Raw genomic sequence first — 21551 nt, forward strand, 5'->3', positions numbered from 1 at the left:
TTTCAGCGCCGATGGTACTGCCCCGGGGACGGGGTGGGAGAGTAGGACGCCGCCGGACACAACTCCCAGGAACGGGGCCACAGCTATCGCTGTGGCCCCGTTCCTGCATTCCTGGACACCATCCGGATGAGCAGTCGAGAACGGGGTCACGGCGTCAGCCGTGGCCCCGTTCTTGCGTTCCCGGACCGCGAGCAGTTGGACAGCCGGGCTCGGTCCACGACCGAGGAGCTCGGGCCCAGTCGTCTGAGGACACGAGCCGACAGAACGGCCGCCCATCCGATCGAGAGCGGATCGAGCGGACGTCCTGTTCGAGCCTTGGAAGGCGCGTGACGAAAGTCGAGTCGTCCAGGCCCCGGGCTGTCCGGCCTACTCATCCCAGCAGGGAGGCCGGTCAGCATGGTCCGGTACGAGCCGGACTCACCGGCCGGCACCCGTCTGTCGCGTGCCGGCCCGAGGTCAGCGGCGGCGGTCGGGTGGGGCGGTGGTCGCACCCACGTTGTCGGCCAGCCACCGGTTCAGGTCGGCGAACTCGCGCCACGCGTCCCGGACCCGGTCGAGGGCGGTGCGCTCCTGCAGCCAGTCCGCCGGCGTCCACGACTGTGAGGCGTGCAGCGACTTGTGCCGCAGCAGGCCGATCCGCGGGTGGTCGACGGCGTGACCACGCGGCGCCCGCACCAGCTGCTCCCCGTCGATCGAGAAGCCCGCCGCGCGCAGGCGCTGCACCTCGTGCTCGAGGCGGGCGCCCTGCACGTCGTCGGCCACCGCACGCCGGTACCGCTCCACCTGGTCCGGCTGCAGGCGCCAGCACCCACCGGAGACCAGCAGTCCGTCCGCCGACACCTGTACGTACAGCGCACCCGCGCCGGTGCCCTCGCGGTGCAGCACCGCGCCCTGGTGGGTCTTGTACGGCGTCTTGTCGTGGCTGAACCGGACGTCGCGGTAGGGCCTGAAGAGCTTGGGGGTGCCGAACTCCGCCGTCAGCTCCTCGGTCAGCGCCAGCATGGGGCTGCGGACGTGGGTCTCGTAGTCGCTGCGGTGCTCGGTCCAGAAGGTCTTGCTGTTGTCGGCTTCCAGGCCTTCGTAGAAGACCAGTCCCTCATCGGGGAAGCCGGTGAAGCGGGGAGAGCTCACGGTGTCCCTTCTCCGTCGGCGGCGGGGTCGTCCCCGTCCAGCCGGGTGTGCCAGCACAGCTGCCGCACGACGTCGTCCCCGGACTCCAGGAGACGGACGCCGCCCTCGGGTGCCCAGCCGGCCGTCTCCAGGAACCGGGAGGTCACCGCGTCCTGTTCCGCCAGCCAGCTGGTGAGGGTGGGCACGCCGGCCGCCTGGGCCAGGTCGGCGACCGCGGCGAGCAGCCGGCTGCCGTGCCCGCGTCGTCCCCAGCGTGGCTCCACCAGCAGGACGGTCACCTCACGCGCCTGGCCGTCGGGTGCGGTCGCGGCGAAGCCGACGACGGCGCCGGCGTCCACGGCCACGAGGACGGCGTGGTCCGGTGACGGGGGAGCGGTGATGGCACGGCGCCAGGTCTCGGTGGTGGCGGCGTCGTCCCAGGCGTCGAGGACGTCGGCCGGCAGCAGGTCGCCGAACGCCGTCCGCCAGGTCACCAGCTGCACGCGGGCGATCGACGCGGCGTCGTCCGGGGTGGCCGGGCGGACGGAGACGTCGGCCTGTCCGGTCAGGCGCAGCGACGGGAGGTCCACGGCGGCAGCCTAGGCTCGTTGCCCTGCCGCCCGGCTCGGCGATCGTCGTACCCGCCAGGCAGGATCACCGGCCGTGGAGACCTCCGGAGAACGGTTGCCGGCTGCCCTGGCCCGGCGCATCGCGCTGGCCGCGCAGGGGTTCGCCGACCCCCGGCCGGCCGGCCCCGTCGGCACCCGGCAGCTGCGGCGCACCGTCGAGCGCCTGGGCGTCGTCCAGATCGACTCGGTCAACGTCCTCTCCCGCTCGCACTACCTGCCCTACTTCAGCCGGCTCGGCCCCTACCCGCGTGCGGCGGTGGACCAGCTGGCCGACCGGCGGCACGACGTGTTCGAGTACTGGGCGCACGAGGCGTCGTTCCTGCCCGTGCGGCTGCAGCCCTCCCTCCGCTGGCGGATGGCGGACGCCGACCAGCAGGCCTGGGGGTCGATGACCCGCGTGCAGCGGGAGCGGCCCGAGTACGTGGCGGCCCTGCTCGACCGCATTCGGGAGAACGGGCCGCTCAAGGCCAGCCAGCTCGCCGAGGCGCGACCCGACCGGCCCGGCACGATGTGGAACTGGCACGCGGGCAAGGCCGCCCTGGAGTACCTGTTCTTCACCGGGGCGCTCACCGCCCGCGCGCGCACCGCCGGCTTCGAGCGCGTCTACGACCTCACCGAGCGGGTGCTGCCCGCCGCCGTGGTGCAGACACCCACTCCCGCGCGGGACGAGGCCGTGCGCGAGCTGGTGCGCACCGCCGCCCGCGCGCTGGGCGTGGCCACCGAGACCGACCTGCGCGACTACTTCCGGCTGCCCCCGGTCCTCGCCCGGACGGCGATCGCCGAGCTCGCCGACGCCGGCGAGCTGCTGCCCGTCCAGGTCACCGGCTGGGGGAAGCCGGCCTGGCTGGTGCCCGACGCGCGGCGGCCCCGGTGGGTCCGCGCACGGGCGCTGCTCTCGCCGTTCGACTCGCTGGTGTGGGAGCGGCCGCGGGTCGAGCGCCTGTTCGGGTTCCGCTACCGGCTGGAGATCTACACCCCGGCGGAGAAGCGGGTGCACGGCTACTACGTGCTGCCCTTCCTGCTCGGCGACGCGCTGGTGGCCCGGGTCGACCTCAAGGCCGACCGGCAGGCCGGCGTCCTGCGGGTGCAGGCCGCGCACGCCGAGGCCGGGGTGGACGTCGCCGAGGTGGCCCGGGAGCTGGCCGCCGAGCTGCGGCTCATGGCCGCCTGGCTGGAGCTGGACACGGTCGCCGTCGCCGGTTCCGGGGACCTCGCCCCGGCCCTGTCCGCCGCGCTCGTCGTACCCGCCACCTAGCATCGAGCTGCCCGTCGCCGGCCCGTGCCGCGGCGGGCGGGAGCAGACCCCGAACAGACCAGGAGCGTGCGTGACCCAGCAGCCGGACACCCAGTACGAGGACCTGCTCCGGCGGGTGCTGGAGCACGGCGAGCCCAAGAGCGACCGCACCGGCACCGGCACCCGCAGCCTGTTCGGCGAGCGCCTGCGCTACGACCTGTCCCAGGGCTTCCCGCTGGTCACCACCAAGAGCGTGCACTTCCGGTCGATCGCCTACGAGCTGCTGTGGTTCCTCCGCGGCGACGGCAACGTGCGCTGGTTGCAGGAGCACGGCGTGACCATCTGGGACGAGTGGGCGGCCGAGGACGGCAGCCTGGGCCCGGTCTACGGCGTGCAGTGGCGCTCCTGGCCCACCCCCGACGGTCGGGAGGTCGACCAGATCTCCACCGTGCTGGACACGCTCCGGTCGGACCCGGACTCCCGGCGGATGCTGGTCTCGGCCTGGAACGTCGGCGCGCTGCCGGACATGGCGCTGGCCCCCTGCCACGCCCTCTTCCAGTTCCACGTCAGCGGCGGCAAGCTGTCCTGCCAGCTCTACCAGCGCAGCGCCGACCTCTTCCTGGGCGTGCCGTTCAACATCGCCAGCTACGCGCTGCTCACCCAGATGGTCGCCCAGCAGGTCGGGCTCGAGCCCGGTGACTTCATCTGGGTGGGCGGTGACTGCCACGTCTACGACAACCACGTCACCCAGGTGCGCGAGCAGCTGACCCGGGAGCCGTACCCCTTCCCGCGGCTGGAGATCGACCCGGCGCCGTCGCTGTTCGAGCACACCTACGAGCAGTTCCACCTGCTGGACTACCGGCACCACCCGGCCATCCGCGGCAAGGTGGCCGTGTGACGTCCCCGGCCCGCCCGGGCCCGGGTCTGCCGCACCGGGTCCGGATGGTCTGGGCGCAGGCCCACGACCGGGTGCTCGGCGCCGACGGGGCGCTGCCCTGGCACCTGCCCGAGGACCTGCGGCTGTTCAAGGCGCTGACCCTCGGGTCGACGGTGGTCATGGGCCGCCGTACCTGGGAGTCGCTGCCGGCCCGGGTCCGCCCGCTGCCCGGCCGCCGCAACGTCGTCCTGTCCACCACGCTCACCGCCGCGGAGGCCGGGGTGCCGGTGGCGCGGTCGGTCACCGACGTCCTCGCCGTCGAGGGCGACGTCTGGGTGATCGGCGGCGGCGGGGTCTACGCCGCCTTCCTGCCGCACGCGGCCGAGGTCGTCACCACCGAGATCGACGCAGCCTTCCCCGGCGACACGTTCGCCCCCGGACTCGGCGCCGGCTGGCGCCGGGCCGCCCGGGTGCCGGGGGAGGGGTGGCTGCGGTCGGCGTCCGGGCTGCGGTTCGCCGTCTCGGTGTGGACGCCGGACGGCGCGGAGGCGACCGCGGCGCCCACGGTGGCCGACGCCCTCGCCGCCGTGCCCCGGGACGAGGCAGGGCAGGACGAGGCGGGGCAGGACGAGGCGGGGCAGGACCAGGCGGGGCCCTCGTAGGCTCGGCCCCGTGCCCGCCATCGCCCCGCTGAGGGTCCAGGTCATCGCCCAGACGCAGTTCACCCCGCCGGCGGACGTGCCCTGGGAGACCGACGCCGAGGGCGGGCAGGCGCTGGCGGAGTTCGCCGGGCGGGCCTGCTACCAGTCGTGGTCCAAGCCGAACCCGGCGACGGCGACCAACGCCGGCTACCTGCGGCACATCCTGGAGGTCGGGCACCTGTCGGTGCTCGAGCACGGCTCGGTGACGATGTACCTGACCGGGGTCTCCCGGTCGCTGAGCCACGAGCTCATCCGGCACCGGCACTTCTCCTACAGCCAGCTCTCCCAGCGCTACGTGCCCGAGACCGACGCCGCGGTGGTCGAGCCGGCCGCGATCGCCGAGGACCCGGTCCTGCACGCGAAGTTCCTCGCCGCCACCGAGGCGGCGGTGGCCGCCTACACCGAGCTGCTCGAGGGGCTGGAGGAGCACCTCGCCGACGTCCCGCACGCCACGCTGCGCCGCAAGCAGGCCCGGCAGGCCGCCCGGGCGGTGCTGCCCAACGCCACCGAGACCCGGATCGTGGTCACCGGCAACCACCGCGCGTGGCGGCACTTCATCGCCATGCGGGCCAGCGAGCACGCCGACGTGGAGATCCGCGAGCTCGCGATGGCCTGCCTGCGCGAGCTCCAGCGGGTCGCCGGCAACGTGTTCTCCGACTTCCGGATCAGCGCGCTGGCCGACGGCACCGAGGTCGCGGCCAGCCCGTACGTGACCGAGGGCTGACCCACCGGCACCGCGGGAGCGACCGGGGGAGCGGCGGTCGGTAGATTCGCACCATGACCACCGATCCCGCCCGGCCCTTCGGGCGTGTGCTCACGGCCATGGTCACCCCGCTGGCCGAGGACGGGTCGATCGACCTCGCCGGCGCGCAGGAGCTCGCCGCGCACCTGGTCGACCGCCAGTCCCACGACGGCCTGGTGGTCTTCGGCACCACCGGGGAGTCCCCGACCATCAGCGACGGCGAGCAGCACGCCGTGCTGGAGGCCGTCCTGGACGCCGTCGGGGACCGGGCCACCGTCATCGCCGGCGTGGGCACCAACGACACCGCGCACTCGATCGAGAAGGCCCAGAGCGCCGCGCGCCTGGGCGTGCACGGACTGCTGGTCGTCACCCCGTACTACAACAAGCCCCCGCAGGCCGGGCTGCTGCGGCACTTCACCGCCGTCGCGGACTCCACCGACCTGCCGGTGATGCTCTACGACATCCCGCCCCGGTCGGTCGTGCCGATCGAGGTCGAGACCCTGGTGCGGGCCGCCGAGCACCCCAACATCGTCGCGGTCAAGGACGCCAAGGGCGACCTCGGCGCGGTGATGTGGACCCTGGCCCGCACCGACCTCGCCTACTACTCCGGCGAGGACATGCTCAACCTGCCGCTGCTGGCCGCCGGTGCGGTGGGCGTGGTCAGCGTGGTCGGCCACCTGGTCGGCACCCGGCTGGCCGAGCTCATCGCCGCCGTGGAGGCCGGTGACCTGGTCACCGCCCGCGCGGTCAACCAGGCGCTGCTGCCGGTCTACACCGGCGTCTTCCGCACGCAGGGCACCATCATGATCAAGGCGGCGCTGCGCGAACTGGGGCTGCCGGCCGGCCCCGTCCGCCCGCCGCTCGTCGACGCCACCCCCGAAGAGCTGGAGCAACTGCGCATGGACCTCGCCGCCGGGAACGTCACCCTGTGACCACCGTGATGCCACCGAAGGGCCAGCCCGCCCTGCAGCCCCACCTGGGCCTGAAGGCGCCCCCGCCGCTGCCGAAGGGCGGCCTGCGGGTGATGGCGCTGGGCGGTCTGGGGGAGATCGGCCGCAACATGGCCGTCCTGGAGTTCGACGGCCAGCTCCTGGTCATCGACTGCGGCGTGCTCTTCCCCGAGGCCGACCAGCCCGGTGTCGACCTGATCCTGCCCGACTTCGGGGTCATCGAGCACCGGCTGCACGAGATCACCGCCGTCGTCCTCACCCACGGGCACGAGGACCACATCGGCGCCGTGCCCTACCTGCTGCGGCTGCGCAAGGACATCCCGCTGGTGGGTTCCCGGTTCACCCTGGCGCTGGTCAAGGCCAAGCTGCGCGAGCACCGCATCGACCCGGTGCTGGTCGAGGTGGCCGCCGGTGACGACCACCTGGCCGGGAACTTCCACTGCGAGTTCATCAGCGTCAACCACTCGATCCCCGACGCGCTCGCCGTCGCGGTGCACACCCCGGCCGGCACGCTGGTGCACACCGGTGACTTCAAGATGGACCAGCTGCCGCTCGACGGCGTCCTCACCGACCTGGGCGCCTTCGCCCGGCTCGGCGTCGAGGGCATCGACCTGCTGCTGGCCGACTCCACCAACGCCGAGGTTCCCGGGTTCGTCACCTCCGAGCGCACCATCGGCCCGGTCCTGGACGACGTCTTCGAGCGCGCCACCCAGCGGCTGATCGTCTCCAGCTTCGCCAGCCACGTGCACCGCATCCAGCAGGTGCTCGACTGCGCGGCCAAGCACGGGCGGAAGGCCGCGTTCGTGGGCCGCTCGATGGTCCGCAACATGGGCGTCGCGCAGGACCTCGGCCTGCTGCACGTGCCGTCGGGCCTGATGGTCAAGCTCGACGAGGCCACCGCCATGCCGCCAGAGCAGGTCGTGCTGATCAGCACCGGGTCACAGGGCGAGCCGCTGTCGGCGCTGGGCCGGATGGCCCGCGGCGACCACCACCAGATCACCATCGAGGCCGGCGACACGATCATCCTGGCCTCCTCCCTGGTGCCCGGGAACGAGACCTCGGTCTACAAGGTCATCAACTCCCTCGCCCGGCTCGGCGCCACCGTCGTGCACAAGGAGACGGCGAAGGTGCACGTCTCCGGGCACGCGCCCGCCGGTGAGCTGCGCACCCTGATCAACGTCGCCAAGCCCCGGCACCTCATGCCGGTGCACGGCGAGTGGCGGCACCTGCGGGCGCACGCGGCGCTGGCCGAGCAGACCGGCATGCGCCGGGACCAGATCCTGCTCGCCGAGGACGGCGTCGTCGTCGACCTCGTCGACGGCAAGGCCTCCATCGTGGGCAGCGTGCCGATCGGCAACGTCTACGTCGACGGGCTCAACGTCGGCGACGTCGGCGAGGAGTCGCTGCAGGCCCGCCGGATCCTCGGCGACGAGGGCTTCGTGGCCCTCACCGTGGTCATCGAACCCTCCACCCGCACCATCGTGCGGCCCGTGCACCTCACCGCCCGCGGCTTCTCCGACGACCAGAGCGCCTTCGACGAGGTGCTCAAGCTGGTGGAGAAGGAGCTCGGCCGGGCGATGGAGGACGAGTCGGTGGACGCCCACCGGCTCTCCCAGGTCATCCGCCGCACGGTCGGCAAGTGGGTGTCGGACAAGTACCGCCGCCGCCCGATGATCATCCCGACGGTCCTCGAGGTGTGAGGTGGAGTGGATCCGTCGACGTGACGTCGACGGATCCACTCCACTCAGGTGAGGCGCTCGGCGGTGACCACGAGGTTGTCGACGTAGCTGCGGGCGCCGCGGTCGAAGTCCCCGGTGCAGGTGACCAGCCGCAGCACGTCGGCGGTCGTGGCGCCGAACACCGCCGCGGTCGGGAACCGGTCCTTGGGCACCTGCTCGGTCCCGGTGACGGCGTAGCGGGCGACCGAGCCGTCGGCGACGGTCACCTCCACCACGTCGCCGGCGACCAGGTCGCGGAGGTCGTGGAAGACCGCCGGGCCGGCGGTGGAGTCCACGTGCCCGAGCAGGACGGTCGGGCCCCGTGACCCCGGCCGGCCGCCACCGGTGAACCACCCGGCGTCGTCGAAGTCCGTGGGCACCTCGGCCGTGCCGTCGGCAGCCAGGCCGAGGTCGACCAGGTCGCGCTGCACGCCGATGGCCGGGACGGACACCGACACCGGTGCGGGCACCGCGGCCGGGTCGAGCACCGCCGACCCCGTGCCGGGCCCTGCTGTCCCCGTGCCGGGCCTCGCCGGCGGCGGGGACACCGCCGCCGCCGGCGAGGGGCTCGTCGGGCCGCCGGCCTGCGGCACGGACGCCGGGTCCGCCGCCGGCCCGCCGCACCCGCTCAGCGCGAGTGCGGCACAGCCGGCCAGCAGCACCGCACGTCCGGACCGCACCGGATCAGCCCTGGCTCGCGCGGCGGCGGACCGCCACCGCGACGGCCCCGGCCAGCACGACCGAGCCGCCCAGCGCGGCCAGCGGCGCGGCCGAGCCCGTCGCCGTCGAGTCCGTCGCCGTCCCGCCGGCGCCGGTCTCGATGCCGCCCGCCGGCACCTGGGTCAGCTGGCCGCGGACCGCGCCGGCGGCGAAGGCCGAGGTGTGGGTGTCGGTGGAGAAGGACGCCGGGTCGGCCTCGATCTCGGCGAGGGAGAAGCCCTCGCCGGTGTCGGGGCCCTGCGGTGCCAGGCCGGTGGTGAACGGGCCCTGCAGGCAGCCGCTGCTCACCAGGTTCCCGCTGCCGTCGTCCTCCGGGTTGGGCAGGGCGATCCGCGGGGGACCGGCCTTGCCGGCGGCGGCCTGGTGGATGTGCGTGGCCGTCTTCGCCGGGCTCATGTAGGGCGGGGTGACGCCGGTGAGGGTGATGTCGTAACAGATCACCTCGAGGTCGGAGTTGATCCGGTACATGAAGCTGCCCGAGGCGCCGGGCTCACCGGGGGTGGCGACGCTGTCGGCGTTGACCACCATGTCCGGCGTGGCCATCGCGGTGAAGGCGCTGGTGAAGGTGGCGGGCTCGGCGACCTCGGTCTCGGCGGAGGCGGTGCCAGCGCCGGTGAGGACGACGACGCCCACGGCTCCGGCGACGGCGGCGGTGCGGGCTGCGAGGGAACGGTTCACGGTGGCTCTCCAACGGGCTCGGGACAGGTCACCGGGGTCTACGCGGGCGGGGGTGACCGCGTTCACCGATCGGCGTCAGAAGTCCGAGGAGAGGACCACCGCACCGCCCGCGTCGACCACCCGGAAGCCCGCGGCGTCGGCCCGCAGGACCGAGGAGTTGAGGTTGCAGTCCAGCTCCGCCGGGCCGGTGCCGAGGAACTCGCCGGCCGGCACCTCGTCGCCGTCCTGCTCCCGGACGCTCACCCGGTAGACCTCCCCGGCGGTGAACCCCGCACCGGACAGCTTCACCTCCACGCCCCAGGTGTGCGGCACGACGTCGGCGGTGGCGGTGATGCCGGCGTCGTCGACCTGCACCGCGACCCGCTCCAGCGGCGGCTGGGGCGGGACCGGGCGCACGAGCCAGCCCACCCCGAAGGCCGCGGCCGCCACGGCGGCCACGGCGGCGAGCGCCCAGCCGCGCCGCTGCGGACGCCGGCCGGCGGTCCGGGCGCCGCTCTCGGCGGCTATCCGGGCGAGGACCGCCTCACCCAGGCCCGGTGGGGGTGCGGCGAGCTCGTCGAGCCGGTCGGGGTCGACGTCGGCCAGCCGGGCCGCCACCGGGGTCAGCTCGGCCAGCTCGGCGCGGCAGGCGGCGCACCCGTCCAGGTGCGCGCGGACCGCGGCCCGCTCGGCGGGGTCGCCGCCGCCCAGTGCGTACACGCCCAGCTGCTCGCGCAGCGCTCGGTGGGCCGGTCCCTGCGGTGCGCTCACGGCTCCACCCCCATCTCCTCCATCGCCAGGCGCAGTGCCTTCAGTCCGTAGAACACCCGGCTGCGCAGTGTGCCGACCGGGATGCCGAGCTCTGCGGCCACCTCCGCGTGCGGCCTGCCGCGCAGGTGGGTCTCGACGATCGCGGCCCGGTGCTCGGCCCCGACCCGGCGCAGCGCCTCCTCGACCACCCAGGCGTCGACCACGCGCTCGTCCAGCCCGGGGCCGGGCGGGGCGGCGTCGTGCCCGCTGCCATCGGTCAGCTCGCGCTGCCAGGGGCGCACCGCCCCGCGCCGGACCTCGTCGACCAGCAGGTGGCGGGCGATGGCGAACAGCCAGGTGCGCAGGCTGGCCAGCTGCGGGTCGTAGGACGCCGAGGAGCGCCAGGCCCGCAGGAACACCTCCTGCACGACGTCCTGGGCCGCGCCCTGGTCACCGAGGTGGCGCAGCGCGAAGCGGTACAGCTCCGGCCCGTGCGCCGCGTAGGCGGTCGGGACGTCGAGCTGCGCAGGCTCGCCGAGACGAAGGTGCCGCACCGTGCCGCTCCCTCCGTCGTCGACTTCCTGACCCGGCATACGGCTGTGGGTCGGGATCGGTTCACCAGCGCAGCGGAGCGGGTCCGTCGACCTCGTGCCGACGGGTCCACCCCACCTCAGCCGCGCACGACCTCGATCGGGGTGATGCCCTCCCCGGCGGGGAGGGTGAAGCCGAGCACCTGGGCGTAGAAGGACAGCTCGCCGTCCAGCGCGGCCCGGATGTTGGTGGCCTGGCGGAAACCGTGCTGCTCACCGGCGAACAGCAGGTAGGCGTGCGGCACGCCCTTGGCCCGCAGTGCCGCGACCATCATCTCCGCCTGCTCCGGCGGCACCACCCGGTCCTCGTCGCCCTGGAAGACCGCCAGCGGGGTGTCGAGGGCCTCGACGTGGTGGATGGGGGAGCGCTCGGCGTAGACGTCGGCGCCGGAGGGCCACGGGGCGATGAGCCCGTCGAGGTAGCGGGACTCGAAGGAGTGCGTGTCGGCGGCCAGCGCGGCCAGGTCGGCGACGCCGTAGTGGCTGGCGCCGGCGGCGAACACCCCGGGGCGGAAGGTCAGCGCGGCCAGCGTCGTGTAGCCGCCGGCCGAGCCGCCGCGGATCGCCAGCCGTGCCGGGTCGACCAGGTCCTGCTCGGACAGCCAGCGGGCGCAGGACACCACGTCGTCGAGGTCGGCGATGCCCCAGTTGCCCTGCAGCGCGTCGCGGTAGCGGCGGCCGTAGCCGGTCGAGCCGCGGTAGTCCACGTCGGCGACGGCGAACCCGCGCGAGGTCCAGTACTGCACGCCGAGGTCGAGCACGGCCCGGGCGGCGGCGGTGGGCCCGCCGTGCACCAGCACCAGCAGCGGCGGCCGCTCGTCGTCCGGGCCGGTCACCTGCGGGTTGGCCGGCGGGTAGAACAGCGCGTGCGCCTCGCCGACGCCGGAGTCGCCGGGCACGGTCGGGAAGGTGACGTGCCGGGGCCGGGAGAACCAGGCCGGGTCCAGGCCGAGGTCGCGCGCGGGGCGCAGCACCTCGGCGGCGCCGTCCAGCGAGGTGCGCAGCACCACCGGCTCGGACGTCGGGCCGCCGGCCACGCAGACCACGGCGTCGGCGGCCGCGCGCACCTGGCCGAACGAGGCGTACTGCGACGGCAGCTCCCGCACGGTGCCGTCGGCCTCGCGCACGGAGAGACGGTCGGCGCCGTCCCGGCCGAAGGCCAGTGCCACCCGGCCACCGGACAGCAGGGCGAACCGGCTCTGCCCGAACACCCACTGCGGGCCGGCGATGTCGCTGCCGGGGTCGAGCACGAGCTCCATGCCCTCGGCAGGGGTCCAGCGGTAGAGGGCCCAGACGTCGGTGCGGTCGGCGAAGAACCACAGCGACCCGTCGGGCGCCCAGGTCGGCTGCACGACCGACTCCGGCTGCGCTCCGGACCGGCCGCCGGCGACCACCGTCTCGGTGCCGTCGGGGGCGCGGACGACGAGCTCGGCGGCGTCCCAGGGCATGTCCGGGTGCTGCCACTGCAACCACGACAGCGAGCCGTCGGGGGAGCGGCGGGGGTCGGAGACGAAGTCGGTGCCGGCGACGAGGACCTCGGTCGTGCCGTCGACGGCGATCCGCACCACCTCGTGGACGACGTCGGCCGCGGCGCCGCTCGCGGTGTGGGTCTCCCGGACGGCGAGCACCGCGGCGCCGTCCTCGACCACGGACAGGTCGGCGTACCGGACGCCGGCGGGCAGCTCCGGCTCCGGCGTCACCGCCACCGGCTCGGTGCTGCCGGCCGCCACCCGGTACAGCCGCTGGTCGGCGTAGGAGGTGAACCACACCGTGCCGGCCGCGACCGTCCACGCGCCGCCGCCGTACTCGTGCACGCGGGTGCGGGCGTTCCACGGCGGGGGCAGCAGGTCGGTGGTCGTGCCGTCGGGGGAGCGGCGCACCAGCACCGAGCGCCCGCCCTCGCTCGGGCGGCCCTCGGACCACCACACGTCGTCCCCGTCGACGACCACCTCACCGAGCCGGGCGGCGGCACGCACCACCAGCTCGGAGGTGATCGGGGTCGGCCAGCTGCCGTGGGGGAGCGTCTGCGCGGGATCGGTCACGGCCTGACCGTAGCCAGGCGGCCGGTGGACGGACACGGGTGGACGGTCGGGCCTGCAGGTGGCCAGCGGGACCAGGATGTGGACACGCTGCCCGCAATGGGCCCAGCCGCCCGCGTCGCGGATTACCGTCGGCGCATGCCTGCTCGCGCGACGACGTCGAACCGGGCGCCTGCTCGCGGCGGCAGCTCTGCCCGCCCGCGCGCGGGCGGCTCGACCGCCAAGAAGCGGCCCCCCGCCAAGAAGACCGGTGCCACGGCCGCCCGCCGTCCGGCGCCGAAGAAGAAGTCACCTCTCGCCGGCAGCCTCTGGCGCGGTGCCTCGGGCGCCTGGGGCCTGCTGGCCCGCGGCGCCGGCGGCGTCGCCCGCTCGGTGGCCCGCCCCGCGGAGACCGAGCCGCTGGGTCCCGAGCACCGCCGCGACGGCGTCGGCCTGGCCGTCCTGGGCCTGGCCATCGTGCTCGGCGCCGCGGCCTGGACCGAGGGGATCGGACCGGTCGGCTCGCTGCTCACCGACGGCGTCCGCTGGGCCATCGGCTCGCTGACCATGGTGCTGCCGGTCGTGCTGTTCCTGGTCGCCGTCCGGCTGCTGCGCCACCCCCCGCACCCCGAGGCGCGCGGTCGGCTGCTGATCGGCTGGCTGAGCGTGGTCGCCGCCGTCGTGGGCGTCACCCACGTCGTCGGCTCCGACGCCGGCGCGGGCGCCCGCTCGGGTGCCGGTGGGCTGCTCGGCTGGGCGGTCGGCACCCCGCTGACCGCCGGCGTGGGCAGCGTCGTCACGGTGATGCTGCTGGTCCTGCTGGCGTTCTTCGGCCTGCTGGTGGTCACCGCCACCCCGGTGCACCAGGTGCCCGAGCGGCTGCGCGGCTGGGTCGACCGGCAGCTCGGCCGGGACGACGAGGACGCCGACTACGACGCGTTCGACGAGGTCTACGACGACGAGGAGGAGGAGCCGGCCGCCCCGCGCAGCCGCCGCGGGCGCAAGAACGCCGTTGCCGCCCTCCAGGACACCCTGGACACCGGGGACATCGACCTGCCCCGCGTCGACCACGGCGCGCTGGAGGAGGCGCCGCTGGCCGTCGTCACCGAGCCGCCGCCCCCGCCGGTGCCCACCCGCCGCCCGATCGTCGACCGCACGGCCCCGCCGGAGGACCTGCCGCCGATCGAGGAGCCCGAGCAGCTCCGCATCCAGCCGGTCGAGGGCACCTACACGCTGCCCTCGGTCAGCGTGCTGCGCCCGGGTACGCCGCCGCGGGCGAAGTCCAAGGCCAACGACGTCGCCATCGAGGCGATCACCGGCGTGCTCGAGCAGTTCAACATCGACGCCGCGGTCACCAGCTACACCCGCGGCCCGACGGTGACCCGCTACGAGATCGAGCTGGGCAACGCGGTCAAGGTCGAGAAGATCACCGCGCTGACCAAGAACCTCGCCTACGCCGTCGCCAACGACAACATCCGCATCCTCGCCCCGATCCCGGGCAAGTCCGCGGTCGGCGTCGAGGTGCCCAACACCGACCGCGAGACCGTCAGCCTCGGCGACGTCATGCGCTCCCAGGTGGCCAAGCAGGACCCGCACCCGATGCTGGTCGGCCTGGGCAAGGACATCGAGGGCGGGTTCGTCTGCGCGAACCTGGCGAAGATGCCGCACCTGCTGGTGGCCGGTGCCACCGGCGCCGGCAAGTCCAGCTGCATCAACTCGCTGCTGACCTCGCTGCTGTTGCGCGCCACCCCGGACCAGCTGCGGATGATCCTGGTCGACCCGAAGATGGTCGAGCTCACGCCCTACGACGGCATCCCGCACCTGATCACGCCGATCATCACCGACCCCAAGAAGGCCGCCACCGCGCTGGCCTGGCTGGTCGAGGAGATGGAGCAGCGCTACCAGGACATGCGCGCCACCGGCGTCCGGCACATCGACGACTTCAACAAGAAGGTCGAGCGTGGGGAGATCACCGCCCCGCCCGGCAGCGAGCGGGTGTACCAGCCCTACCCCTACATCCTCACGATCGTCGACGAGCTCGCCGACCTGATGATGGTCGCCCCGCGGGACGTCGAGGAGTCGATCGTCCGGATCACCCAGAAGGCCCGTGCGGCCGGCATCCACCTGGTGCTGGCCACCCAGCGCCCCTCGGTCGACGTCGTCACCGGCCTGATCAAGGCCAACGTGCCCTCGCGGCTGGCCTTCTCCACCTCCAGCCTCACCGACAGCCGGGTCATCCTCGACCAGCCGGGCGCGGAGAAGCTGATCGGCATGGGCGACGCCCTGTTCCTGCCGATCGGCGCCGGCAAGCCGATCCGCGTCCAGGGCGCCTACGTCTCCGACGCCGAGATCGAGGCGGTCGTCGAGTTCACCAAGCGGCAGGCCGAGCCGGAGTACCGCGAGGAGGTCTTCACCGCCGCGCCGGGGGAGAAGAAGGAGATCGACGAGGACATCGGCAGCGACCTGGAGCTGCTGGTCCAGGCCGTCGAGCTCGTCGTCACCAGCCAGTTCGGCTCCACCTCCATGCTGCAGCGCAAGCTGCGGGTGGGCTTCGCCAAGGCCGGCCGGCTGATGGACCTCATGGAGAGCCGCGGCATCGTCGGGCCCTCCGAGGGCTCCAAGGCCCGCGACGTCCTGCTCAAGCCCGACGAGCTGGAGTCGACGCTGTTCCTCCTGCGCGGCGGTGGCGACGCCTGAGGGAGGACCCCCGCGCCCCGCACGACCCGCTCCGCTCGCCGCGGGACCCGGCACGGGGGCCGGGGACGGTGGGGACCGTGGTCGAGGGTGGCGCTGGTCTCCTCGGTCGTCGGGGCCGCGGCGCATAGGATGGCCCGGTGCCTGCCCTGCCCCGTCCTCTGACGTCTCCCGAAGGGCAGATCCTCGCTGCTCAGCACTCCGGCGCCCGGCGGGTCGCCGTCGTCACGCTGGGCTGTGCCCGCAACGAGGTCGACTCCGAGGAGCTCGCCGGCCGGCTCGCCGGTGACGGCTACGAGCTGGTCGCCGACGCCGAGGACGCCGACGCGGTCCTGGTGAACACCTGCGGGTTCATCGAGAGCGCCAAGAAGGACTCCGTCGACGCGATCCTCGCCGCGACCGACTCCGGTGCGCAGGTGGTCGCGGTCGGCTGCATGGCCGAGCGGTACGGCTCCGAGCTCGCCGGGGCGCTGCCCGAGGCCACCGTGCTGGGCTTCGACGACTACAACGCCATCGGCGACCGGCTCGACGACGTCCTCACCGGCCGCCCGCTGGTGCCGCACACCCCGCAGGACCGGCGCACGCTGCTGCCGATCAGCCCGGTGCAGCGCACCGCCGCCATGCAGGCCCCCGACGCCCCCGCCATCCCCGGTCACGACTGGCTGCGGCGCAAGCGCCTGGCCAGCGGGCCCTCGGCCGCGCTGAAGATCGCCTCCGGCTGCGACCGGCGCTGCTCGTTCTGCGCCATCCCGGCCTTCCGCGGCTCGTTCGTCTCCCGGCCGGCCGGGGAGGTGCTCGGCGAGGCGCAGTGGCTGGCCTCCCAGGGCGTCACCGAGATCGTGCTGGTCAGCGAGAACTCCACGTCCTACGGCAAGGACGTCGGCGACCTGCGCTCGCTGGAGAAGCTCCTGCCGCAGCTGGCCGCCGTCCCGGGCATCGTGCGCGTGCGGGTGGCCTACCTGCAGCCGGCCGAGCTGCGGCCGGGCCTGCTGGAGACCATCGCCAGCACGCCGGGGATCGCCCCGTACTTCGACCTGTCCTTCCAGCACTCCTCGCCGACCCTGCTGCGCCGCATGCGCCGGTTCGGCGGCACCGAGGACTTCCTGGGCATCATCGCCCGGGCCCGCTCGCTGGCCTCCGGCGCCGGATTCCGCACCAACGTCATCCTCGGCTTCCCCGGCGAGACCGAGGCCGACGTCGCCGAGCTCGAGCGCTTCCTCGTCGAGGGCCGGCTGGACGCGGTCGGGGTGTTCGGCTACTCCGACGAGGACGGCACGGAGGCGCTCACGCTGCCGGACAAGGTCGCCCAGGACGAGATCGACGCCCGCGTCCGGCGGATCACCGACCTGGTCGAGGAGCTCACCGCCCAGCGGGCCGAGGAGCGCATCGGCACCGTCGTCGACGTCCTGCTCACCGATGACCTGGGTGCCGAGGCCGAGCCGGGCACCTGGGGCGGGCACGCCGCCCACCAGGACCCTGACGCCGACGGGACGACGACCGTGACCGGGGTGCCCGCGGGCGCGGTCCCCGGGCAGCTGGTGCGCGCCGAGGTGGTCGACACCGAGGGCGTCGACCTGGTCGCCCGGGTGGTCGTGCACACCGGCGCGACGGCCGTGGACCCGACGCTGGCCGTGCCGGCCGGGGTCTGAGGCATGAGCGCGCTGGGACCGGACGGGGCGGCCGACCCGGCGGCGACCCCGCCGCAGACCGCGCGCCTGGTCAACCTGCCCAACGCGCTGACCGTGCTGCGGCTGGCCGTCGTGCCGCTGTTCGCGCTGCTGCTGCTCTCCGACGGCGGCATGGACGACGAGCGCCGCTACTGGGCCACGGTGTTCTTCGCGCTGGCGATCATCACCGACCGCTACGACGGGATGATCGCCCGGCGCACCAACCAGGTCACCGAGTTCGGCAAGCTCGCCGACCCGATCGCGGACAAGGCGCTCACCGGCACCGCCCTGCTCGGGCTCTCGGTGCTCGGGCTGCTGCCGTGGTGGGTGACCGTCGTCGTCCTGGTCCGCGAGGTGGGGGTCACCCTGCTGCGGTTCTGGGTCATCCGGCACGGCGTCATCGCCGCCAGCCGCGGCGGCAAGGCCAAGACCGTGCTGCAGGCGCTGGCCATCGGCATGTACATCCTGCCGCTGGACGGGCTGTTCGGCACCGCCCGCTGGTGGGTGATGACCGCGGCCGTGGTGCTCACCGTGGCCACCGGCATCGACTACGTCTACCGGGCGCTGACGCTGCGCCGCACCAGCGCGCGCGCCATGGCCGCCGCGGCCGAGCGCCGGGCCGCCGGTGGCACCCGTCAGTCCTCCGGCGCCGGTGAGGCACGGCGGGACACCGCGGCATGAGCGCGGCGCCCGACCAGCTGCCCGCTGCCGCGCAGCGGGTGCACGAGGCGCTGCTGGCCCGCCGGGAGACCGTCGCGGCCGCCGAGTCGCTGACCGCCGGGCTGTTCTGCGCCACCCTGGCCTCGGTCCCGGGGGTCAGCGCCACGCTGCGCGGCGGGGCGGTCGTCTACGCCACCGACCTCAAGACCACCCTGGCCGGCGTCCCTGCCGGGCTGCTGGCCGCCCACGGTCCGGTCAGCGAGCCCACGGCCGCCGCGCTGGCCGAGGGGATCCGCAGCCGGTGCGGCGCCACGTGGGGGATCGGGCTGACCGGCGTGGCCGGCCCGGACCCGGTCGACGGGCACGCACCGGGGCGGGTCTACCTGGGGCTCAGCGACGGGCTGGTCACGGTCGTGCACGAGCTCGACCTGCCCGGTGACCGGGCCGCGGTGCGGTCCGCCGCGGTCGAGACCGCCCTCCGGCGCCTGCTCGCCCGGCTGGACGAGCACCCACTGCCCGACGCCTCGGTGGCGGGGAACGCGCAGGGTGCGCAGGGCGTTACGCCTGGAGCGGACGAGCCCGACTCTGCACGGTGACCCGGGTCTCGGCCGCGTACGGTGAGCACACGGTGTCCGGCGGTCCTCCGACGGAGCCGCTGCTCGTTCGACTCGCTCGCCAGAGTGGACAGGAGACGGCCATGACGCTGCTGCGGACCCAGCTCGGCAACACGCTGCGGGGTCACCGCCTGCGTCAGCGGCGCACCCTGCGCGACGTCTCCGGCGAGGCCCGGGTCAGCCTGGGCTACCTCTCCGAGGTCGAGCGCGGTCAGAAGGAGGCCTCCTCCGAGCTGCTCGCCTCCATCTGCGACGCCCTCGACGTCGAGCTGGCCGACCTGCTGGCCGAGGTGAGCCTGGAGATGCGCCTGGCCGACCCCGCCGGCCGCCCGGTCCGCCCGGTCGCGCTGGCCCACCCCGGCACCCGCGAGGACGACGCCGCCGCGGCCGCCGCGGACGAGACGGGTGAGCAGGCCGCCGGTGCCGTCGAGGCCCCGGTCGCCGAGCCCGCGCTGGCCCTGGTCGGTGGCGGCCAGGCCGCCCGCTCGGCCGCCCGCGCGCGCGGCGCCGTCTCCCTCGCCGCCTGAGGGAGGACCCCCGCCCCCACGCCTTGCCGCCCCTGCAGGAGGGCCGACTGCGAGGGCACCCCGAGGTGACTGGCAGTGCTCCGTCACGGGGCCGACAGGGGCCGTCGGACCGGGGTGACCGGTGGGGCAGGTGTGACCGGGCCCGATCCCGCGTCCGCGACCCCGGACGGGCTGGTCGTCCGGGTGCGTGTCCGTACAGCCTGGTCAGCGGCCCGTCGCGGTTCCGGTCACGGGTGTGCCGAACCGTCCACGGCCGGCCGGCCCGCGCGACACGACCGGTGCTCGGTGTCCACCTCCTTGACCCGGTGCGACCGGGGAGGCACAAAGAGTCCATGTCTTCCCCCGGATCCCGCTCCTCGCAGCCGCAGCACCCCTCGCTCCCGGTGCCGGCCGCCGGCGCGCGTGGCGGGGTCACGGTGCTGGAGGCCCACGCCGCCGAGGCGGCCGCTGCCGAGGCCGCGGCCGTCGGCGGACAGCACCTGACCACGCCGGTGCCGGCCGGCGCCGCGTTCATGCAGCCCCCGGCCCCCGGTCACCAGTACACCGCCCCGGTGCCGTCGCTGGCCTCCGTGCCCGCGCCCCGGCCCACCGCCACGGGCCCGCGTCCGGACCCCCGCCGTCCCGCCGCCCGCACCGGCGTGGCCATGAGCCGCACCCGGCGCGGCCTGCTCGCCGGGGCCCGCACCGCCTTCGCCGAGCGCGGGGTCAAGAAGACGACGATGCAGCACATCGCCGCCGCGGCCAACGTCGCCAAGGCCACGCTGTACAACCACTTCCGCACCAAGGACGACGTCGCGCACGCGCTCATCGCCTTCGAGCTGGACCGCCTCTCGGCCCTGGCCGCGGAGCTGCCGCTGACCGTCGCGGTCCCCGCGCTGGCCGAGGAGGTCGGCGGCCACCCGGTGCTGCGCCGGCTGGCCGAGAGCGAGCCGGAGACGCTGGTGCAGATGATGGCGCTGGACGCCGACCGCTGGGCCGACGTCGTGGTGACCCTCGGTTCGGCGCTGCGCATCTCCCGCCCCGAGGCCGAGCTGGTCTGCCGCTGGCTGCTGGGCCTGGTCCTGCAGCCGGGCACCGTGCAGGAGCGCGCCGCGCAGGCCGCCGTCGTCACCGGGCAGCTCGTCGGCTGACGCCGGGAGCATCGAGCGAGCGCCAGCGAGCGAGGAGCGGACCGAGGGTGTTCGTCGGCTGACGCCGGGAGCATCGAGCGAGCGCCAGCGAGCGAGGCGCGGACCGAAGATGCTCATCGGCTGACGCCGCTCCTCGCGACCGTCTGCGGCCGCTCCGGTCGCAGGCTGACCGGGGCGGCCGTCGTCGTCCCGGCACACCTCACAGCGGCAGCCGGCCGTCCGGCGGCGCCATCCGTGACATCGTGGCCGGACGGCGCCCCCACGCCCCCCACCCCCACCTGACCGACCACCCCGGGAGTGCGCGATGCGGTTCCTGTTCCGACCCCCGGCCGCCGAGGCCGCCGGCCTGCTCAGCCTGCCCTGGGACCAGCCCCTGGAGGAGTGGGACGAGGACCTGCTGCTGGAGGTGCCGCAGCGGGGCATCTCCCGGCACGTCGTCCGGTTCACCGTGAGCGAGGGCAACGTCTACGCGCTCAAGGAGATCTCCGAGCCGCTGGCCCGGCACGAGTACGCGCTGCTCGGGCAGTTCGAGGCCGAGGGGCTGCCCGCGGTCACCGCGCTGGGCATCTGCTTCGACCGGCCCGACGACCAGCAGGCCATCCTGGTCACCCGCTACCTCGAGTACTCGATGTCCTACCGGTACCTGTTCTCCGGGCCGCGTGCCGGGGAGCCCGACCGGCTGCTGGACACCCTGGTGCAACTGCTCGTCCGGCTGCACCTGGCCGGCGTCTACTGGGGTGACTGCACGCTGTCCAACACGCTCTTCCTCCCCGATGCCGGCACCTACACCGCCTACCTGGTCGACGCCGAGACCGCCGAGCGCTACCCGACGCTGTCGGTCGGCAAGCGGGCCTACGACATCGAGCTGGCCCGCGAGCGGCTGGGCGCCGAGCTGATGGACCTGCAGGCCGGCGAGCTGCTGCCCCCCGAGCTGGACCCGGTCGAGATCGCCAACAGCCTGCCCGGCCGCTACGAGGCGCTGTGGGACGAGGTCACCCGCGAGGAGGTCTTCCGGGTCGACGAGCAGGCCGTCCGGGTCGCCGAGCGGCTGCAGCGGCTCAACGACCTCGGCTTCGACGTGGGCGAGATCGAGCTGGTGACCTCACCGGAGGGCGCGCGGCTGCGGGTCGAGACCCGGGTGGCCGAGCCGGGGCAGCACCGGCACGAGCTGGTCCGGCTGACCGGTCTGGAGGTGCAGGAGAAGCAGGCGCAGCGGCTGCTCAACGACCTGCGCTCCTACCGGGCCTACCTCGAGCAGCGCACCGGCGGCATCGTCGCGGAGGAGGAGGCGGCCCGCCGCTGGCTCAGCGACGTCTACCTGCCCGTCGTGCGCGCGGTGCCGGAGGACCTGGCCGGCCGGCTGGAGCCCGCCGAGGTGTTCCACGAGGTCCTCGAGCACCGCTGGTTCCTCTCCGAGCGGGCCGGCTTCGACGTCGGCACGTGGGCTGCGGCGCGCTCCTACGTGCAGAACGTGCTGCCGCGCACCCCGGCCGTGCTGACCACCCCGTCGGTGATCGCCGCCCACCGTGCGGTGCCCGCGCACACGCCCGCCTGAGTCCCCGA

At 74.5% G+C, this 21551-nt stretch carries 20 protein-coding genes; 13 read left to right on the top strand and 7 right to left on the bottom strand.

Going from position 1 to position 21551, the window contains the following annotated elements; all coding sequences use genetic code 11:
• Positions 1 to 456 precede the first annotated feature (456 nt).
• Both O2W14_RS19550 and O2W14_RS19555 read right to left on the bottom strand, forming a co-directional pair.
• Entirely contained in the window at positions 457 to 1131 is a 675-nt protein-coding gene (locus tag O2W14_RS19550; protein WP_269177804.1) for a DUF2461 domain-containing protein, read from the bottom strand.
• Positions 1128 to 1700 (bottom strand): GNAT family N-acetyltransferase, encoded by a 573-nt coding sequence (locus tag O2W14_RS19555; protein ID WP_269177805.1) that lies wholly within the window; start codon positions 1698 to 1700, stop codon positions 1128 to 1130. The genes O2W14_RS19550 and O2W14_RS19555 overlap by 4 nt, the downstream gene beginning before the upstream one ends.
• Positions 1701 to 1773: 73 nt before the next feature.
• On the opposite strand from O2W14_RS19555, the gene O2W14_RS19560 reads away from it, so the two are divergent.
• The 6 genes from O2W14_RS19560 (at position 1774) to O2W14_RS19585 (ending at position 7943) form a co-directional block, all read left to right on the top strand.
• Entirely contained in the window at positions 1774 to 2994 is a 1221-nt protein-coding gene (locus O2W14_RS19560; protein ID WP_269177806.1) for a winged helix-turn-helix domain-containing protein, read from the top strand.
• Between the two features lie 70 nt (positions 2995 to 3064).
• Entirely contained in the window at positions 3065 to 3871 is an 807-nt protein-coding gene (locus O2W14_RS19565; protein WP_269177807.1) for a thymidylate synthase, read from the top strand.
• Entirely contained in the window at positions 3868 to 4512 is a 645-nt protein-coding gene (locus O2W14_RS19570; protein ID WP_269177808.1) for a dihydrofolate reductase, read from the top strand. Before O2W14_RS19565 ends, O2W14_RS19570 begins: the two co-directional genes overlap by 4 nt.
• A gap of 10 nt (positions 4513 to 4522) precedes the next feature.
• A complete protein-coding gene (thyX, locus tag O2W14_RS19575) occupies positions 4523 to 5275 on the top strand; it encodes an FAD-dependent thymidylate synthase (RefSeq protein WP_269177809.1) in 753 nt (250 codons plus the stop codon).
• Positions 5276 to 5328: 53 nt separating this feature from the next.
• Positions 5329 to 6225 (top strand): 4-hydroxy-tetrahydrodipicolinate synthase, encoded by an 897-nt coding sequence (gene dapA / locus O2W14_RS19580; RefSeq protein ID WP_269177810.1) that lies wholly within the window; start codon positions 5329 to 5331, stop codon positions 6223 to 6225.
• A complete protein-coding gene (locus O2W14_RS19585; RefSeq protein WP_269177811.1) occupies positions 6222 to 7943 on the top strand; it encodes a ribonuclease J in 1722 nt (573 codons plus the stop codon). The genes dapA and O2W14_RS19585 overlap by 4 nt, the downstream gene beginning before the upstream one ends.
• A gap of 44 nt (positions 7944 to 7987) precedes the next feature.
• Here O2W14_RS19585 and O2W14_RS19590 read toward each other — a convergent pair whose 3' ends face one another.
• The 5 genes from O2W14_RS19590 to O2W14_RS19610 form a co-directional block, all read right to left on the bottom strand.
• Complete coding sequence (locus tag O2W14_RS19590) at positions 7988 to 8449, bottom strand: class F sortase (RefSeq protein WP_269177812.1); 462 nt, start codon at positions 8447 to 8449, stop codon at positions 7988 to 7990.
• Positions 8450 to 8645: 196 nt separating this feature from the next.
• A complete protein-coding gene (locus O2W14_RS19595) occupies positions 8646 to 9359 on the bottom strand; it encodes a CHRD domain-containing protein (protein WP_269177813.1) in 714 nt (237 codons plus the stop codon).
• Between the two features lie 75 nt (positions 9360 to 9434).
• Positions 9435 to 10109 carry a zf-HC2 domain-containing protein gene (locus tag O2W14_RS19600; protein WP_269177814.1) on the bottom strand — a complete coding sequence of 225 codons (675 nt, stop codon included), beginning with the start codon at positions 10107 to 10109 and terminating at the stop codon, positions 9435 to 9437.
• Positions 10106 to 10642, bottom strand: coding sequence for a sigma-70 family RNA polymerase sigma factor (locus O2W14_RS19605; protein ID WP_269177815.1), 537 nt, complete (start codon positions 10640 to 10642; stop codon positions 10106 to 10108). The genes O2W14_RS19600 and O2W14_RS19605 overlap by 4 nt, the downstream gene beginning before the upstream one ends.
• A gap of 116 nt (positions 10643 to 10758) precedes the next feature.
• Positions 10759 to 12720, bottom strand: a complete 1962-nt coding sequence (locus O2W14_RS19610) for a S9 family peptidase (RefSeq protein WP_269177816.1) — start codon at positions 12718 to 12720, stop codon at positions 10759 to 10761.
• Between the two features lie 135 nt (positions 12721 to 12855).
• On the opposite strand from O2W14_RS19610, the gene O2W14_RS19615 reads away from it, so the two are divergent.
• The 7 genes from O2W14_RS19615 to O2W14_RS19645 all read left to right on the top strand — a co-directional run bounded on the left by O2W14_RS19615 (position 12856) and on the right by O2W14_RS19645 (position 21543).
• The gene (locus O2W14_RS19615) at positions 12856 to 15393 is read left to right on the top strand and encodes a DNA translocase FtsK (protein WP_269177817.1); all 2538 of its coding nucleotides are present in this window, start codon (positions 12856 to 12858) and stop codon (positions 15391 to 15393) included.
• Between the two features lie 137 nt (positions 15394 to 15530).
• Positions 15531 to 17039, top strand: coding sequence for a 30S ribosomal protein S12 methylthiotransferase RimO (rimO, locus tag O2W14_RS19620; RefSeq protein WP_269177818.1), 1509 nt, complete (start codon positions 15531 to 15533; stop codon positions 17037 to 17039).
• Between the two features lie 3 nt (positions 17040 to 17042).
• Positions 17043 to 17738 (top strand): CDP-diacylglycerol--glycerol-3-phosphate 3-phosphatidyltransferase, encoded by a 696-nt coding sequence (gene pgsA, locus O2W14_RS19625; protein ID WP_269177819.1) that lies wholly within the window; start codon positions 17043 to 17045, stop codon positions 17736 to 17738.
• On the top strand, positions 17735 to 18313 hold the full coding sequence (locus O2W14_RS19630) for a CinA family protein (protein ID WP_269177820.1): 579 nt from the start codon (positions 17735 to 17737) through the stop codon (positions 18311 to 18313). Before pgsA ends, O2W14_RS19630 begins: the two co-directional genes overlap by 4 nt.
• A gap of 101 nt (positions 18314 to 18414) precedes the next feature.
• Positions 18415 to 18858: a helix-turn-helix domain-containing protein gene (locus O2W14_RS19635; protein WP_269177821.1), complete on the top strand. Its 444-nt coding sequence runs from the start codon at positions 18415 to 18417 to the stop codon at positions 18856 to 18858.
• Between the two features lie 332 nt (positions 18859 to 19190).
• On the top strand, positions 19191 to 19988 hold the full coding sequence (locus tag O2W14_RS19640) for a TetR/AcrR family transcriptional regulator (RefSeq protein ID WP_269177822.1): 798 nt from the start codon (positions 19191 to 19193) through the stop codon (positions 19986 to 19988).
• Positions 19989 to 20292: 304 nt separating this feature from the next.
• Complete coding sequence (locus O2W14_RS19645; RefSeq protein ID WP_269177823.1) at positions 20293 to 21543, top strand: DUF4032 domain-containing protein; 1251 nt, start codon at positions 20293 to 20295, stop codon at positions 21541 to 21543.
• The last annotated feature ends 8 nt before the right edge of the window (positions 21544 to 21551 follow it).

Source organism: Modestobacter sp. VKM Ac-2986, assembly GCF_026967795.1.
Taxonomy (GTDB): Bacteria; Actinomycetota; Actinomycetes; order Mycobacteriales; family Geodermatophilaceae; genus Modestobacter.

What these genes read in the sequence shown, in the direction of transcription:
- dapA (WP_269177810.1), top strand. Translation starts at nt 5,329, where the DNA reads ATGACCACCGATCCCGCCCGGCCCTTCGGGCGTGTGCTCACGGCCATG.
- O2W14_RS19615 (WP_269177817.1), top strand. Translation starts at nt 12,856, where the DNA reads ATGCCTGCTCGCGCGACGACGTCGAACCGGGCGCCTGCTCGCGGCGGC.
- pgsA (WP_269177819.1), top strand. Translation starts at nt 17,043, where the DNA reads ATGAGCGCGCTGGGACCGGACGGGGCGGCCGACCCGGCGGCGACCCCG.
- O2W14_RS19630 (WP_269177820.1), top strand. Translation starts at nt 17,735, where the DNA reads ATGAGCGCGGCGCCCGACCAGCTGCCCGCTGCCGCGCAGCGGGTGCAC.
- O2W14_RS19635 (WP_269177821.1), top strand. Translation starts at nt 18,415, where the DNA reads ATGACGCTGCTGCGGACCCAGCTCGGCAACACGCTGCGGGGTCACCGC.
- O2W14_RS19640 (WP_269177822.1), top strand. Translation starts at nt 19,191, where the DNA reads ATGTCTTCCCCCGGATCCCGCTCCTCGCAGCCGCAGCACCCCTCGCTC.
- O2W14_RS19645 (WP_269177823.1), top strand. Translation starts at nt 20,293, where the DNA reads ATGCGGTTCCTGTTCCGACCCCCGGCCGCCGAGGCCGCCGGCCTGCTC.